The organism is Plasticicumulans acidivorans (assembly GCF_003182095.1).
In the GTDB taxonomy this organism is placed as follows: domain Bacteria; phylum Pseudomonadota; class Gammaproteobacteria; order Competibacterales; family Competibacteraceae; genus Plasticicumulans; species Plasticicumulans acidivorans.
This window is the reverse complement of the sequence record NZ_QGTJ01000015.1, coordinates 35,515-50,771: the sequence shown is the minus strand read 5'-3', so window position 1 is coordinate 50,771 and position 15,257 is coordinate 35,515. Positions and strand designations below refer to the sequence as shown.

At 64.6% G+C, this 15,257-nt stretch carries 19 protein-coding genes; 3 read left to right on the top strand and 16 right to left on the bottom strand.

Annotation, left to right across the window (positions count from 1 at the left end):
* On the bottom strand, positions 1-353 hold a 353-nt coding region (locus C7443_RS18750), incomplete at its 3' end, for an AAA family ATPase (RefSeq protein WP_146213345.1).
* Positions 354-913: 560 nt separating this feature from the next.
* On the opposite strand from C7443_RS18750, the gene C7443_RS18745 reads away from it, so the two are divergent.
* Positions 914-1,762, top strand: a complete 849-nt coding sequence (locus C7443_RS18745; RefSeq protein ID WP_110020442.1) for an SIR2 family protein — start codon at positions 914-916, stop codon at positions 1,760-1,762.
* Positions 1,763-1,955: 193 nt separating this feature from the next.
* Here the strand turns inward: C7443_RS18745 and modD are convergent, their stop codons facing one another.
* The 7 genes from modD to nifB all read right to left on the bottom strand — a co-directional run bounded on the left by modD (position 1,956) and on the right by nifB (position 7,157).
* Entirely contained in the window at positions 1,956-2,810 is an 855-nt protein-coding gene (modD, locus tag C7443_RS18740; protein ID WP_110020441.1) for a ModD protein, read from the bottom strand.
* An 82-nt stretch (positions 2,811-2,892) separates the two neighbouring features.
* Positions 2,893-3,264 carry a 2Fe-2S iron-sulfur cluster-binding protein gene (locus tag C7443_RS18735; RefSeq protein WP_110020439.1) on the bottom strand — a complete coding sequence of 124 codons (372 nt, stop codon included), beginning with the start codon at positions 3,262-3,264 and terminating at the stop codon, positions 2,893-2,895.
* A gap of 60 nt (positions 3,265-3,324) precedes the next feature.
* Complete coding sequence (locus C7443_RS18730) at positions 3,325-3,609, bottom strand: 2Fe-2S iron-sulfur cluster-binding protein (protein WP_110020437.1); 285 nt, start codon at positions 3,607-3,609, stop codon at positions 3,325-3,327.
* A gap of 19 nt (positions 3,610-3,628) precedes the next feature.
* Positions 3,629-4,918, bottom strand: coding sequence for an FprA family A-type flavoprotein (locus C7443_RS18725; RefSeq protein WP_110020436.1), 1,290 nt, complete (start codon positions 4,916-4,918; stop codon positions 3,629-3,631).
* Positions 4,915-5,349 carry a thioredoxin domain-containing protein gene (locus C7443_RS18720; RefSeq protein ID WP_110020434.1) on the bottom strand — a complete coding sequence of 145 codons (435 nt, stop codon included), beginning with the start codon at positions 5,347-5,349 and terminating at the stop codon, positions 4,915-4,917. Before C7443_RS18720 ends, C7443_RS18725 begins: the two co-directional genes overlap by 4 nt.
* 10 nt (positions 5,350-5,359) lie before the next feature.
* Positions 5,360-5,638, bottom strand: a complete 279-nt coding sequence (locus tag C7443_RS18715) for a 4Fe-4S binding protein (RefSeq protein WP_110020433.1) — start codon at positions 5,636-5,638, stop codon at positions 5,360-5,362.
* Positions 5,639-5,654: 16 nt separating this feature from the next.
* Positions 5,655-7,157, bottom strand: a complete 1,503-nt coding sequence (gene nifB, locus C7443_RS18710; RefSeq protein ID WP_110020431.1) for a nitrogenase cofactor biosynthesis protein NifB — start codon at positions 7,155-7,157, stop codon at positions 5,655-5,657.
* A 219-nt stretch (positions 7,158-7,376) separates the two neighbouring features.
* Here nifB and C7443_RS18705 point away from each other — a divergent pair, with 219 nt between their 5' ends.
* Positions 7,377-7,886: a GNAT family N-acetyltransferase gene (locus tag C7443_RS18705; RefSeq protein WP_211346206.1), complete on the top strand. Its 510-nt coding sequence runs from the start codon at positions 7,377-7,379 to the stop codon at positions 7,884-7,886.
* Complete coding sequence (locus C7443_RS18700; RefSeq protein ID WP_110020429.1) at positions 7,883-8,407, top strand: L,D-transpeptidase family protein; 525 nt, start codon at positions 7,883-7,885, stop codon at positions 8,405-8,407. The genes C7443_RS18705 and C7443_RS18700 overlap by 4 nt, the downstream gene beginning before the upstream one ends.
* A 10-nt stretch (positions 8,408-8,417) precedes the next feature.
* Here the strand turns inward: C7443_RS18700 and C7443_RS18695 are convergent, their stop codons facing one another.
* The 8 genes from C7443_RS18695 to nifL all read right to left on the bottom strand — a co-directional run bounded on the left by C7443_RS18695 (position 8,418) and on the right by nifL (position 15,211).
* On the bottom strand, positions 8,418-8,744 hold the full coding sequence (locus C7443_RS18695; RefSeq protein ID WP_110020427.1) for a hypothetical protein: 327 nt from the start codon (positions 8,742-8,744) through the stop codon (positions 8,418-8,420).
* Positions 8,741-9,232 (bottom strand): tetratricopeptide repeat protein, encoded by a 492-nt coding sequence (locus C7443_RS18690; protein WP_110020426.1) that lies wholly within the window; start codon positions 9,230-9,232, stop codon positions 8,741-8,743. The genes C7443_RS18695 and C7443_RS18690 overlap by 4 nt, the downstream gene beginning before the upstream one ends.
* Positions 9,233-9,342: 110 nt before the next feature.
* Complete coding sequence (locus tag C7443_RS18685) at positions 9,343-10,098, bottom strand: ATP-binding cassette domain-containing protein (RefSeq protein WP_110020424.1); 756 nt, start codon at positions 10,096-10,098, stop codon at positions 9,343-9,345.
* Between the two features lie 10 nt (positions 10,099-10,108).
* Positions 10,109-10,771, bottom strand: a complete 663-nt coding sequence (gene modB / locus C7443_RS18680) for a molybdate ABC transporter permease subunit (protein WP_211346209.1) — start codon at positions 10,769-10,771, stop codon at positions 10,109-10,111.
* Positions 10,772-10,791: 20 nt separating this feature from the next.
* Positions 10,792-11,439 carry a nitrogen fixation protein NifQ gene (locus C7443_RS18675; RefSeq protein WP_110020420.1) on the bottom strand — a complete coding sequence of 216 codons (648 nt, stop codon included), beginning with the start codon at positions 11,437-11,439 and terminating at the stop codon, positions 10,792-10,794.
* Between the two features lie 22 nt (positions 11,440-11,461).
* Positions 11,462-11,998 (bottom strand): TOBE domain-containing protein, encoded by a 537-nt coding sequence (locus C7443_RS18670; protein ID WP_246004721.1) that lies wholly within the window; start codon positions 11,996-11,998, stop codon positions 11,462-11,464.
* Entirely contained in the window at positions 11,998-13,563 is a 1,566-nt protein-coding gene (nifA, locus tag C7443_RS18665) for a nif-specific transcriptional activator NifA (RefSeq protein ID WP_246004720.1), read from the bottom strand. The genes C7443_RS18670 and nifA overlap by 1 nt, the downstream gene beginning before the upstream one ends.
* On the bottom strand, positions 13,532-15,211 hold the full coding sequence (gene nifL / locus C7443_RS18660; protein WP_110020417.1) for a nitrogen fixation negative regulator NifL: 1,680 nt from the start codon (positions 15,209-15,211) through the stop codon (positions 13,532-13,534). The genes nifA and nifL overlap by 32 nt, the downstream gene beginning before the upstream one ends.
* Positions 15,212-15,257 lie beyond the last annotated feature (46 nt).

Genomic DNA, 15,257 nt, shown 5'->3' with positions numbered 1-15,257 from the left:
TCGTCATAGGCGCCTTCCTCTTCGAGGAAGTTGATGGCGGTGATGACGCCACGGCCGGCGCAGCCGACGCCCGGCTCCGGGCCGCCCGACTCGACGCACTTGACGCCGCCGAAGCCGACGGAGAGCACGTCATCGAGTTCGAGGTCTTCGACCGAGCCGGCTTCCGCGGCCAGGTGCATGACGGTGGTCTGCGCCTTGGAGTGCAGGATCAGGCGGGTGGAGTCGGCCTTCGGGTCGCAACCGACGATCATGACGTGCTTGCCAGCCTCAGCGAGGGCGGCAACGAGATTCTGGGTAGTGGTGGACTTGCCGATACCACCTTTACCGTAAATGGCGCATTGACGCAGTGCCATGGGTGTTCTCCTGTGTGGGTTTGTGCCGGTCGGAAGCGATTTGCGGTCTCGCTCGACCAAAGACATCTTCAAACCCCGTGCCAACACTGAATAACACTCATAACACATTGTTTTAAAACAAAAAAAGCGATACGTACAAAACTCAAACGAACGTGTCGTTCCCTACAAAAATCCTGTGCTTCCTGTCGTGATGACCACACTGTTTTTGCGGTCATGGTTCCGATTGACAGTGAAACCGAATACGCCCTGCCGACATCCACCCGCCTCCCCTCCTTATAGGGACGGAAAAGAGCCCTTTTTCAGCGCATACGGACGGCACTGACGGCTGACGGAATTCGACTCTCTCCAGGGCACTGGGTCATGGCGACAAGTCGACAAGGCACACATATCCCTGTCTGTCGCAATCCCTACAATGCGCAGGGATGTGTCGCCTCACGAGCACTCAAAAAGGTACGTAAATTGATTTAAATCAATAATATGACAAGTTGGCCCGGGTATTGAAAGTGCAATGGCAACACTCAAATATCCGGCCCCCAGCCCGCCTTGCGGAGTACCCCGCCATGCCACTCGCCCTTCTAGACCGCCATGCCGAAGCGATCCGCAGCGGCGCCCTCGTTCCGGTCCTCGGCCCTGGCGTACTCGCCGACGTTCGCGACGTGAAAACCGGTGAGGCCCTGCCGATCGACCCGGGCCCGCTGTCGACGGCGCTCAACAACGGCCGTCCGATGGCACCGAAACTCGCCTGCGAATTCACCCGCGCGGCGATGAACGTCGAACTCAAGCGCGGCCGTTCCGCTGTCGAGCGCTTCCTCACCGAACTGCATCGGCCGGAGCGCTGGAGCACGGCACAACTCCATACCAAGCTCGCCGAACTCGCCCCGCCCTATCTGCTCGACCTCAACCGCGACGCAGGCATGCAGACGCTGATGCGCTCAACCACCAGCTCCTATTTCCTGATCCGCGGGCTGGCGCGCATGGCCGGACCGGCCGTGCGCTATGAGCTGTGGCGCTGCGAGGAAGGGCTCTGCCGTCCGCTGCCGATCGATGCCGAACCCGAAGATGGTCAGCCGATCCTCTTCAAACCTGCGGGCAGCCCGCTGCCGAAACCGCTGTTTCTCGCTTCGGACGCCGACTACGTCGATTACCTGACCGAGCTGATGGGCGGGCTCGCGGTGCCGGCATTCCTCAAGCCACAGCGCATGGGCAAGCATTACCTGCTGCTCGGCTTCGAACTCGACAACGACACCGAGCGCATGATGCTCACCGATCTGCTCTATGGCGCGGCGGGCGGCACCGCCGTGATCAAGGCTCCGACACGCAAGGCACGCAACTTCTGCGCACGCCTGGGGCTGGAAATCATGGAAGCCGATCTGCGCGCTGCACTCTCCCCGGAGACCGAAACCGCCTGAGGCAAAGTTCACCCCCTCGTCCCCGGCCGCTTGCCTTCGGGGGGAGGCAAGCCGGTCGCGTCCCCTCGATCCTCGGCGAGGGGCGGGATGAGGGGATTTATTGTTTCGCGTGCCCAGCGGGCAGGTCGGATATCACCGGCCTGCCCTGCAGCGATCAGGGCACGTCAACGAAAGAGGCAGGGATTTGCCCGGCTCAGCGCTCGGGAACAGCGTCGATGACCACCTGCACATCGGCAGGACGCGCGGTATACGGCGATGAAGTCACCACAATGCGTGCCCCCGCCCTGATGTAGTCAGCGACGTTACGCGCATTGATGCCACCGGCAACGGCGATCAGCGGTCCTGCATGACCGAGTTCACGCAGCATGGCGATGGTATCGGTCACGCCCGACGGGGAAAATTTTTCCAGCTGCAGCACATCGGCCCCATTGCGCGCGGCAATCAGCGCCTCACCGATGTTCTTGACTTCGACGACCAGCTTGCGCTCGGGGCAGCTCATGCGCAGACGGGCCAGTTGATCGCGCAGTGCTTCGTTACCACCAAACTGACGATGTTCCGGAAACAGCAGCACCGTGTCCGACAGACCGATGCGATGAATCGACGCACCACCGGCAACCACCGCTTTCTGCGCCAGAATCCGCGTGCCGGGCGGCGCCTTGCGGGTACAGGCAACGACGACGGAACGATCGACCGCATGCGCGGCGTCGACGATGCTGCGTGCCTCGCTGGCAATGCCGGAGGCCCACTCGACCAGGTTCTGCGCCACTTTCCAACCGGCAAAGATTGCACCGGCCGGGCCTGTGGCACTGAGCAGGCGTGTACCGGCGCTGACCTGTGCGCCGCTGCAGCAGGCCGCTCGGGCACGAACCCCAAGCATTTCGAGGATGCGCGCGGCCTCTTCGATCGTTGCCACGGTCATATCGCCACGAGCAAAGAACTCCATGCGCGCCGCTGCGGTGCCGATGCCCAGAGTCTGTGTCGTCAGATCGCCGGACGGCAGATCTTCTTCGATCAGACGCTGCAGCTGAAGGTCACTGATGTAATGCATGGAACTCCTCCTCGTGCCCGCCGGTGCGAACACACGGCCAGCCTGCCCTGCAGGCCAGCCGTGCCGGACCCGAGTCTAAGCCTCAGGCGAACACCTTGTCCTCCTGACCGTATTCGATCAGCAGATCCTCATCGCGCACCTGCAGCTGACAGGCCAGCCGCCACTGCACCGGCAGGTCGTCGACGTACATCTTCTCCAGCTCTTCGCGGGTGACCTTGTGCAGATCCTTGAGTACATCCACTTCCTTCAGCGTCAGCGGGCCGGCCATGCGGCCTTTCTTCTCCAGACTGGTGACCTTGACCAGGCAGGTGCCGCACTCGCCGTCACCGCAGCTGAAGTCGATCGGGATGTGGTTCTCCTGGGCAATGGTCAGCACGGTCTTGGTGAAGCTGCCGGCAACGGCATAGACCGTCTTGTCCTTGTGAATCGGACTGGAAAACGTAATGTTGGGCATGCGTGTACTACCTCTCTCGGAAAACCCGGACCGGACCAATCCGCCCGATCCTCGGGTTCTTCAGGGCCGCACGACGATCGTGCCGCCCAGCACCTGCGCCTGGCAGGCGAGCCGCTCGTGGGGGCCGGCCATCTGTTCCTTGAGCACCTTGTCTTCCAGCACCGAGGGGCGAGCGAGATGCTCCTGTCCCTTGACGATGCGTGTCAGGCAGGTGCCGCACTCGCCCTCGCGGCAGCCGTAGGTGATGCCGGCACCGACTCGTTCCGAGATCTCGATCAGTCGGGTACCGGCGGGGACTTTGACGGTCACACCGATGTCTTCAAACAGCACTTCCGCTTTGGGCATGGGGGGCTCTCCGCTGGGGTCAGGGACGAATCAGGTCCGCGAAATCGACGACACGCGCCTGATTCGCGACACCGGTCAGGTGCTCGGCGAGCGCCCGGCCAAAGGCACGGCATTCGTCGAGCTCTTCTTCTGTGGGGATCAGCTTCACTTTCGGGCCATGCCGCGGCACCACCAGCTTCAAACCACGCAGGCGGTCCTCCAGCATCTGCACCGCCTCGCCGGACCAGCCGTAGGAACCGAAGGCTCCGCCGAGCTTGCCGCGCAGCTTGACCAGGGTCAGCGAGGACAGCAGATCCCAGGCCGGCTTGACGGCATCACCGTTGATCGTCGGCGAGCCGATGACGAAGCCATCGGCCTCCTCGATCAGATCGACGAACAGCGACGGCTCCGAGCCTTCGAGATCGAACAGCGATACCCGGCAGCCCTCGACGCCTTCGGCACCGGCGTAGACCGCCTGCGCCATACGCTCGGTGTTGCCGTAAGCCGAGAGGTAGAAGATCAGCAGGGTCTTCTCACCGGCGCAGGTTTCCGCCTGCAGCGTCGGCTGTGCCAGCGTGCGGTAGCGGTCGACGTAGTCGCGGGGACCATCGCGCAACACCGGGCCGTGCGCCGGCGCGATCAGCGCCAGCTCAAGCGGTTCGAGCAGATCAAGGGCTTCGATCACATGCGAGCGGAACGGCCGCATGATGTGCCGGTAGTAGTACTCGAAGGCGTAGCGGAAATCGCCGACGCGGTCGTTGAACAGCCGCTGGTCACAGAAATGGCAGCCGAACACATCGCCGGAGAACAGCACGCTGAGCTCTTCGAGGTAAGTGCACTGCGTATCCGGCCAGTGCAGGAACGGCGTCGAGATGAAGCGCAGCGTGCGATCACCGAGCGACAGCGTGTCGCCGGTGGCAACCGGCCGGTAGCTGTACTCGACGCCGTCGGCCTTGGTCACCGCCTTGAGCATCGACTGCGCGCGCGTCGACAGCAGCACCTCGGCCTGCGGCGCGCGGCGCAGCAGCTCGGGCAGGGCACCGCTGTGATCCGGCTCCAGATGGTTGAGCACGATCGCGCGGATTTCGCTGTAGTCGCAGATGGTTTCGAGCCGCGCAAAAAACACGTCGGCGAACTCGCTCTTGACCGTATCGACGACGACGACGCCCTCGCTGCCGCGCACGGCGTAGGCGTTGTAGCTGGTGCCGTTGGCGGTGCTCAGGATCAGATCGAAACGACGTAGAGAAGGGTCGAACGCGCCGACCCAGTGCACTCCTGGTGCGAGTTCGACCGCTTCACCATCGGGAATCGCCGACGCGGGGCTTATCATGTGAACCCCTCTTCGGCACTCGGTGTCGGGCAAGGCTCCATCGTCGCGCTGGAACAGCCGTCCGGCAGCGACTTCGCTTGTGGCAGCCAGGTCTGCAGACGTGCGGCATCGAAGCCCTGCAGGCGCAGCGAGCCATCGATCTCCAGCAGCGGCCGGCGGATCAGCAACGGCTCGGCGCACAAACGCGCCAGCGCCTGCTCGGCGCTGAAGGCCGTGGGATCGACTTCGCCCGACTTGATTTTCGGCGCGGAAGAATTGAACCAGCTCGCCACCGGCGAGCGGGTATCGAGGAAGGACGCCAGCCAGGCCGGCGTCCAGGCTTCCGTCAACAGGTCGCGGACTTCAAGCGCGTGACCGGCGGCGCGCAGCAGCTTCTGCTGCTCGCCGTTGGTCAGACAGCCCGGCTTGCCCCAGAACACGATCGTGGCCATCGGGCGGACCTCAGGCGAAGTCCGGAACCAGACCCAGCTCGTGGAGACGCTCCACCGGAATCCCGGTCAGCGAACCCGGCGGGTTCAGCGACTCGCCGTACTCGTCGATGATTGCGCACTCGATCGGGCAGATCTCGGCACACTGCGGCGCGTCATGATCGCCAAGGCATTCAGTGCACAGATCGGGATCGATCGTGAACACCGGATTGCCGGAGCTGATCGCCTTGTTCGGGCAGACGGGTTCGCAGGCATAGCAGCCGACGCAGACGTTCGTGATGGTCAGGGACATGGGGGGCGCCTCCTTCTCAGGCCGTCATCCGAGCTTCGGCGGGCGTGGCGAGCTTGCCGGCCGCGCGCATCTCGTCGTACACCGCGCGCAGCGCTTCCTCGATCGGCTCGTAGGCGTGCTCACCGTTCGGCATGACACCGGCCGCTTCGAGCATGCCCCAGGGTTCGAAGCCGATCTTGGCGCACAGCACCGTCTCGCAACCTTCCAGCGTGCGCACGGTGCGCTGCAGCGCCGTCTCCGCCTCACCGCAAGTGTCGCCACCCGAGCAGTAGGCCTCGACCTTGCGATGGCTGAGGAAGCGGATCGCGGTCGCCGTGACCTCGTAGACGAGGAACTCGGTGGCGTGACCGAAGTGCTGGTTGATGACGCCACCGCCGGTGGTGGCGATCGCCATCTTCACGGCGCGCGTCTGCGGCAGGTCGAGCTGCACCAGCGTCGCCGCCTTGGCAGCCTTGGCCGCGCGCTGCTCTTCGAGCATCTCGGTGATGCCAGCCTTGATTGCGGCGCGGCGGGCGGCGGCGGCTTCCAGGTCGATATCCATCTCTTCGACCAGATCGATGCTGAACTCCTCACCACGATCCTCGCCAAGCAGACCGACGGCATCGGCACGGCACTGGCGGCAGTGACGCATCATGTTCATGTCACCGGAGCAGGCGTCCTGCAGCTCGTTGAGCTCGTCGTGGGTCGGACCGCGCTGGTGCATGATGCCGTAGTAGGTGCCGTGCTCTTCCTCGGCGATCAGCGGCATGACGTTGTGCAGGAACGCGCCCTTGGCCTTGACCACCTTGGAGACTTCAGCCAGGTGCTTGTCATTGACCCCCGGGATCATCACCGAGTTGACCTTCACCAGGATGCCGCGGTCGGTCAGCATCTGCAGGCCCTTCTGCTGCTGCTCGATGAGGATCGCCGCCCCTTCGCGACCGCGGATGCGCTTGTTCTCCCAGTAGATCCACGGGTAGATCTGCGCGCCGACGTCGGGGTCGATGCAGTTGATGGTGATGGTGACGTGGTCGATGTTGTACTTGGCGATCTCGTCGACCAGTTCCGGCAGTGCCAGACCGTTGGTGGACACGCACAGCTTGATGTCCGGGGCCTTCTCCTGCAGCAGGCGGAAGGTCTCGAAGGTGCGCTCCGGGTTGCCGAGCGGATCGCCGGGACCGGCGATGCCGAGCACCGACAGCTGAGGAATCTCGGCGCCGACGGCGAGCACCTTCTTCACCGCCTGCTCCGGAGAGAGCAGTTCGGAGACCACACCGGGACGCGATTCGTTGGCGCAGTCGTACTTGCGGTTGCAGTAGTTGCACTGGATATTGCACGCCGGCGCGACGGCGACGTGCATGCGGGCGAAGTGGTGATGTGCCTCTTCCGAGTAGCACGGGTGGTCGAACACCTTCTGGCGGATGTGTTCGGGCAGGTGACCCATCTGGTCATTGGTCGAGCCGCAGCTGTGGGAAGCACAGCCGCCCGACTCAGAAGCTTCGGGTTCGGCGTAAACATTGGACAGCACGGGTAGTTCCATCGTGTTCTCCCTCGCGCAACTCGTTAGTGGCGGACGAAGAAGCAGTTCCAAGAGCCGTGCCAGTTGAATAAGCAAATGATTTAAATGATTTTAAATCCCTGCAACCATGCAGTTTGTAGTGTTCGTGACAGCCTCGGGCGCGGTGTTTTGTACGGCACGCGACAGCTGGGACGCGCCACACACGCATAAGCCCCCACCACGCAGGAATGCGCTCCGTCCATGCCTCGATATCTGTACCGCCGAGCCACCGCCGCCGACTTTCCGGCGATCCTTACGCTCAATGCCGAATCCGTGCGTTATCTGAGCCCGCTCGATACTGCGCGGCTGACCTGGCTCGACAGCCTGGCAGCCAGCCATCAGGTTGCCGTGAGCCGCGACGACGGCACGATCGCCGCCTTTCTGCTCGCGCTGCGCGCCGGCACCGCCTACGACAGCCCGAACTACCGCTGGTTTGCCGCGCGCTACCCACGCTTCACCTACGTCGACCGCATCGTCGTCGCGGCATCGGCCCGCCGTGATGGCCTTGCCGGCCGGCTCTACGATGAGCTGATCGAACTCGCCGTGGCTGCAGGCGATCCCCTGCTCGCCTGCGAAATCGATGACGAACCGCCCAACCCGGCCTCGCAACGCTTTCATGCCCGCTACGGCTTTCGCGAGGTCGGTCAGCAGTGGCTCAACGGGGGAACGAAACGGGTTTCTCTGCAGATCCGCCTGCTGGATGGCGCATGAACACCGCGATCAGCGTATTGCTCGGTCTCGGCCTGCTCGCGCCGCTGTCGGTGGCGCTGTGGGCACACCTGCCGCGCCGGCCGCTGCCGGCGGATGCCCGGGCCGATCAGGTATTGCTGCTCAAGCATGAACGTCGGCTGCTGCTGTTGCAGGACGGCGCCGTGCTGCGCGAGTACCGCGTCGCGCTCGGGCCGCAGCCCCGCGGTCACAAGCAGCGGGAAGGCGACGGCCGTACGCCGGAGGGGCTCTACCGGCTCGACTGGCGCAACCCGCGCAGCCGTTTCCACCTGTCGCTGCACGTGTCGTATCCGGACACCGATGATGAAGCCCGCGCCCGCACCGCCGGTCATCCAGCGGGCGGTGCGATCATGATTCACGGCTTGCGCAACGGTTCCGGCTGGCTCGGCCGCCTGCACCGCCTGAGCGACTGGACACAGGGCTGTATCGCGGTAACCAACACCGAGATTGCCGAAATCTGGCGTGTCGTCGCCGACGGCACGCCAATCGAGCTGCGCCCCTGAAGGGGTACGCTCAGGCCGCCAGCGCCAGCGCCAGTGATTCGACCGAACCCCAGTCCAGCCAGACATCGGCCTGCTGCTGCCCCTGGACGCAGGTGATGGTCAGGCCATCCGGCCCGACGATGCCGTTGAAATGTCCATCACTGGCGATCGGGCTGAGGAACAACTGGCGCTCGGCGCTGCGCCCCTCACGCACGGCATGCAGCGCCAGCGCCAGTGTGCTCGCCTCCTGAGGCGTCAGGCGCAGATCCACGAAGTCGCCGACACGCAGTCGCCGCAACGGTCCCAGGGCACGATGCACGACCGGCTCGACACTGAATACCGCCTCTGGCGCATTCATTCAGCATCGTTCTCGTCTGGCAGTAGAGAGGCGACCACCGACCAGCCGATACCGTCCTGCGGGTCGAGCTCCATCAGCTTGGCGACGGCACGCTGGGCGATTGCCGGGTTACCGCGGCGCAGCTCAAGAAAGCCCAGCGCCTTCAGCGACATCAGCAGGAAACGCTGGGCCGGAAACCCCGGCTGCAGTTCCTCCGGCCGCCACGCCGGCCAGTTCAGGCCGATACCGGACTGACGTGCGGCCTCATGCATGCCGTCGGCAACGGCTTCGAGCCCTTCCTCAAAGCGCCGGTGGCGGTTAAAGAACTTCACCAGGCAGCGGTAGGCCGTCAGCGTATTCGGCGCCAGATCGATCGCGGCGCGGAAGCAGGCCTCGGCACGCGGCGGATCGGTGATGTACGTTGCCACCCCCTGCTGCAGCAGGGCATTGACGCTCGGCGGCAGGGGACCGAAATCGACAAGGTCCTCGTCCAGATGCAATTCGTTCACGGGCAAATCTCCATGCGGCCGCGCGGCCATCGTCAAGGGGGCCGACCGCAGACAGCGGCCGGGTCCTAGTCGGGGGGGCGCTCCGGCCCGGCGTCAACGTGCCGCCGGGATCAGAGTTCTGCGTACTGCCCGGCACACACCTCGGCGATCAGTTCACGCGCCCGCACCTCACCTTCCCGGCGCCGCCATTCGGCACAGGGAATGGTGCGGGCGACCTGGCCGAGGTCATACACCACCAGGGTGTCGGCCAGCGCCTGCACGTCTTCCAGATCATGCGTAATGACCACCATCGGCACACCGAAACGGCCCTGGATATCGGTCAGTTCCTGGCGCATACGGCCACGCAGAAGGATATCCATCGCCGCGAACGGCTCATCGAGCAGCAGCACATCCGGTTCGCGCAGCAGCGCGCGCGCCAACGCCACACGCTGGCGCTGACCGCCGGAAAGCTCGCGCGGATGGCTGTTCGCCAAGCCCTGCAGTCCGAACAGCTTGAGCATGTCCTCGATGCGTTTGCGCTCGGCGACGCCGAGTGGCCACGGCCAGCGGCGCAGCGCATAGCCAACGTTCTCGACGACATTGAGATGGGGAAACAGCGCGTAGTCTTGGAACAGGTAGCCGACGCGACGCTCGCGTGCCGGCAGGTTGATCCCCGCCGCCGAATCGAACAGCACCCGACCGCCCAGCTCGATACGCCCGCGCGTGGGCTGGATCAGTCCGGCAATGGCCTGAATGGTGACGCTTTTGCCAGCTCCCGACGGACCGAAGATCACCAGCCGATCGTCGATGGAGTCGAACTTGACGTTGAGCAGGAAGACGCGCTCGCGCGACTGCAGGCGCACATCGATATCAATCGAAAGCCTCATCGCGGCCCCCTCAATGGTGCCGCGGCCCGAGCAGGCGCCCGGAGACCACAAGAATCAACACACACGTCACAGAAATCACGACCACCAGCATGTCGGCGCGCGCCTGATCGCCGGCCTGCACCGCGTCATATACGGCCATCGACAGTGTCTGCGTACGTCCCGGCAGGTTGCCGGCAATCATCAGGGTCGCTCCGAATTCACCCATTGCCCGCGCATAAGCCAGCAGCGTACCGGCGACGATGCCACGAGTCGCCAGCGGTAACGTGACGCGAAAAAACACCGCCGGCTCAGTCGAGCCCAGCGTGCGCGCTGCACGCTCCAGCGTCGGCTCGATGTTTTCAAAAGCGGCACGGGCCGATTTGAATACCAGCGGAAACGCCACAATGGCTGCGGCGACGACGGCACCCTGCCAGGTGAAGATCAGATGTATGCCAAAAGTCTGTTCAAGCCAGGGGCCGAACCAGCCGTTACGGCCGAACACGACGATCAGGTAATAACCGAGCACGGTCGGAGGCATGACCATCGGCAGCGTCAGGATGGCATCGAGCACATCCCGACCAGGAAAACGCACCCGGGCAAACAACAGCGCTGATGCCGTACCGAGGACCAAAGCCACCAGCGTCGCCAGCGTCGCCACACGCAACGTCAGCCATAAAGGGTCCCAGTCCAGCATCGTCAGCGTGGCAAACTCCATCACATCCTCTCGGTATCGCTGTCATCGTGGCCAGACACCGAGGGCGCCGCCGCATCCGGCTCCGGGCGCATCCAGGCGATCGGCGCACGGCCGTCTTCAGGGCCGAAGCATTTGGCGAAGTCCGTGCAGACTGCACAGCTGGGCGCGCGACACGGCACCTGCTCGCGATCGCAGAGCTGTTTGTACAGGAACCGCTTCCACTTCATGTCCTGCGTGTTGCGCCGGGCCAGCGAAGCAAAATGCGTCTCCAGCAACTCACCGAGCTGCCCGCGCGTTTCAAGCCCCAGATCCTGCCAGAGGTGATCCTCTTCGAGGCAGGCTTCGGCGACGACATGCGCCACCCACGAAGCATCAGGATCCTCGGCCGACTGAAACTCCCGCAGCAGTTCGACGACGTCGATCACTTCGTCAGCACGTTGCGGCAGGGTTTCCGCGCGAGTCGGGCCATCCAGCTCATCCGCCCAGTCCAGCGCCTGCGGGAAATGTCGCCGCAACACGTCGGGTAACTCCGCGCGCGGCGCCACGGCGCAGAGCCCGCCCGCTGCACGCCAAGCCATCAGGCGGGCGAATATACGTAACGCGCCAGCTGGCGTCGCGACTGTGTACAGCCGCGAAAACAGTGCTTCCGCCCGCTCGGCACGCTCCATCCACACCCCTCCAGTCGACTGGTTACTCCACGGCCAAAATCACGGCGCTCGCCTTGACCAGCGCGAAGGCCTCGACTCCGACAGCCATCCCCAACGAGTCCACCGCCGCCGCAGTCAGCATCGCGGTCAGTTCCAGACCGCCCGCGGTACGCAGGGTCAGCTCGGCATTCACCGGGCCGCGCTGCAAATCGACCACCGTACCGCAGTAGACATTACGCACGCTCAGCCGGGCCTCCCCCGTGCCGACCAGCACACTGCTCGCCTTGAACAAGGCATGGCACTGCTGGCCGAGCGTGATGCCCAAATGCTCAGCCGCGCGATTGGTCACCGTCGCCGTCAGATACTCGCCGCCATCCAGCGACAGCAGCACTTCGGTATTGATCGCTCCGCGGCTGCGCGCCTGCACCAGACCGACGAAATGGTTGCGTGCACTGACGCGCATGCGCAGTTCGCGCCCTGGGACGCCACCTGCAGACCAGACGGTTGCCGGCCATACGCCTTCTCGCTCACCACTTGTGGTATCTCGCGTAGTATCCGGCTGAATATATCGCTCGTCCATCAGATCTGCCTCACCTTGATGTCCAGCGTCTGGATGCGGTACGCGATCTGACGCGGCGTCATGCCCAGCAGGCGTGCCGCCTTGGCCTGAACCCAGCCGGCCTGTTCAAGCGCCGCGATGACCCGCTCACGTTCGTCGAGCTCGGGATCATCAAGGTCGGCACGAGCCACGTTCTGTGCAGGCCGCGGCCGCGCGACCCGCTCGACGATGCCGGCCTGCTCGACCGCCTCGCGGTCGATGACGCCGGTCTCCGACATCACCGCCGCGCGCTCAAGGCAGTTCTCCAACTCACGCACGTTGCCCGGCCAGTCGTGATGCATCAGCAGGCGGATACCACTGTCGGTCAGCGAGATCGGCCGCCCCTGCGCCTTGCTCAAGCGCTCGACGAGGAAGCGGGCAATCTCCGGGATGTCTTCGACGCGCTCGCGCAGCGCCGGCAACTGGATTGGCATGACCGCGAGGCGGTAATAAAGGTCCTCACGGAATTTGCCTTCGGCGACCAGCGATTCAAGATCACGGTGTGTGGCAGCAATCACGCGCACATCGACGCGCAGCGTCCGTGTGCCGCCGATACGCTCGAATTCGCCTTCCTGCAGCACGCGCAGCAGCTTGGCCTGGAACGCCGGGGAAATTTCACCGATCTCGTCGAGGAACAGCGAGCCGCCATCGGCCAGCTCGAAGCGCCCCTTGCGCAGGGTCATCGCGCCGGTGAACGCCCCTTTCTCGTGGCCGAACAGCTCGCTTTCCAGCAGGTTTTCCGGCAGCGCCGCGCAATTGAGCTTGACGAACGTGCCCTGAGCCCGCGGTGAGTTGAAGTGGATCGCCGAGGCGATCAGCTCCTTACCGGTACCCGTCTCGCCACGCAGCAGCACGGTAGTGTTCCATTTGGCAACCTGCCGCACCTGCTCGAACACCCGCTTCATTTCCACGGTGTGGCCGACGATGTTGGAAAAGCCAAACTGCCCGCGCACGGTGCGGCGCAGCTGGTCACGCTCTTCCGTCAGCCGTTTGCGCTCCTGTTCGACTCCGAGCGCAAGACGCACCGTCTGCCCGACCAGACTGGCCACCATTTCCATGAAGTGGCTGTGCCCGGCGAGCACGTCGACATCGCTGTACGGCGGTTGCGCCGCGAGAACACCGATGGCTGTCGAGCCATAGCGAATCGGCACACCGATGAACGGGCGGTCCTGGTCATACAGACCGAGACGATCAAGAAAACGCGAGTCGTCACGCACCCGCGCCAGCACGATCGCCCGATTCTCGCGACGCACCGCGCTGATGATGCCCTCGTCGGCGCGATAGATCACCGCCTCGGCACGCGCCGCATCGGCACCGAGCGCAGAACTGACACGCAGCGATTCGGTATCCGGATCGAACAGCGCCACCATGCCGGAGTCGAGTTGGACCCCTTCACTGAGCACCACCAGCAATTCGCGCAAGGTCTCGTTGAAGTCGAGGGAATGCGCGAGGACCCGACCGACGCGATACAGTGTCTCAAGCCGCGCGTTCAGGCGCGCCGGATCATCCCTGACGTCAGCGGGCGTCAGGTGCATCGTTTCCGGCATCACGAACCACCTCCATCGTTCGCATCACACCATGCAGCGGGAAGCGCAGATCGATGCGGCAACCGCCGCGCTCGCCGCTGCTGATGTCCAGAGTTGCGTCGTGCCGCGTGACGATGTCCTGCGCGATCGGCAATCCCATGCCACTGTTGCGCGCACTGGCGCGCTTGGTGGTAAAGAACGGCTCGAAGACCTTCAGGCGCAGTTCGTCCGGAATGCCCGGCCCCGTGTCCTCGATGGTGACGAGAATGCTGTCACCTTCGGCTGCGGTGACGATGTGCAGTTCACGCTGGCTGCGCCCGCGCACGTCCATGGCCTCGATTGCGTTATCGACCAGCTGCTTGAGCGCGTTGCGCAAGGCAATCGCGCGCCCCGGATAGCTCGGCAGCGTCGGCTCCGGCTCCCAGCTGACGGTGACGCCGGTGGCCAGCAAACGCTCGGTGGCCAGCATCAGCACGTCACGTACCAACTCGTTGAAGTTCAGCGGTGTCAGCGCTTCCTCATGCTCGACCGGCAGCGCCGATTGCAGACGCTCCAGCGCATCGCGACCGGTATCGAGCGCATCGCGCAGCACGCCGGCGAGCGCCTGCGCGTCAGTCAGAGCCCCGCGCCGCTCCAGCAGGCGCAGCGCTGCTCCGATCATGTTCAGCGGCGCTTCGAGCTGATAGGCCGCCCCGCGCAGCGCTTCACGCAGGCTGTGCACCAGCTCCTGATCGGCGAGCAGCTGACGCACCGCCGCCAGACTCTGCTCCTGCTGGCGCCGCTTCAGTGCACTGACGTCCTGCAGGATCAACAGCATGTGCGCCGTGCGGTGCGGTTGGAACAAGGCCCCCGCCTCGGTCGCCATCGTGCCGATCCACACGCCCGAGGCGGTGAACCAGCGCGCCGGGCGCGGACCGGGACGCTCAAAGACAATCTCGCGCTCACTGAAGCCACGCCGCTCCTGCCAGGCCAGGTCCCAGGCGGTGCCCATCGTTGCGCCGAGCGCCCGAAACGCCGCACGTGCGGGTTCAGGCTCACCCAGATCGCCGATCAGGGCTTTGTAAGCATGGTTGTCGAGCACCACCCGGCCGCTTTCGTCGACCAGCGCCATCGCCACCGGCGCCCCATCGACGACGGCTTCCATCAGCGCCTTGTGATTGGCGACTTCATGCGCCAGCCGGTGCACCTCGGTGACATCACGATGCATGCCGAGGTAATGCGTCACGGAGCCGTCGACATCCAGCACCGGCGTGATCGTCAGCTCGGCGATGTAGGGCTCGCCCGATTTGCGCCGGTTGACCAGCCGCCCGCTCCACGGCCGGTGAGCCGACAGGGCCGCCCACATCGACTGATAGACCGCCCGCGGCGTGGTCTTGTAGGAGAGGATCGATTCGTTATGGCCGAGCACTTCAGTGGGCGCATAGCCGGTGGTGCGCTCGAACGCCGGATTGGCATAGATGATCTGCGCACTGGCATCGGTGATCGAGATCGCCACCGAGGACTGCTCGACGGCTTCCAGAAACACCTTCAGCGGCAGACGACCGCCCGCCAATGCCAGGGTATCGCGAATGCTCTCAAGCACGCGGACTTTGGCGCCGCTGCGCTCATCCGCGTCCTGTGGCGCTTGGTCCCGCGTCTCGGCGTCGGGCACTCGGTCAGTATCGTTCATGGGTTGTCTCCGCCTCGGGGGGCGTCGGTGACTCGGAGGAGATGCC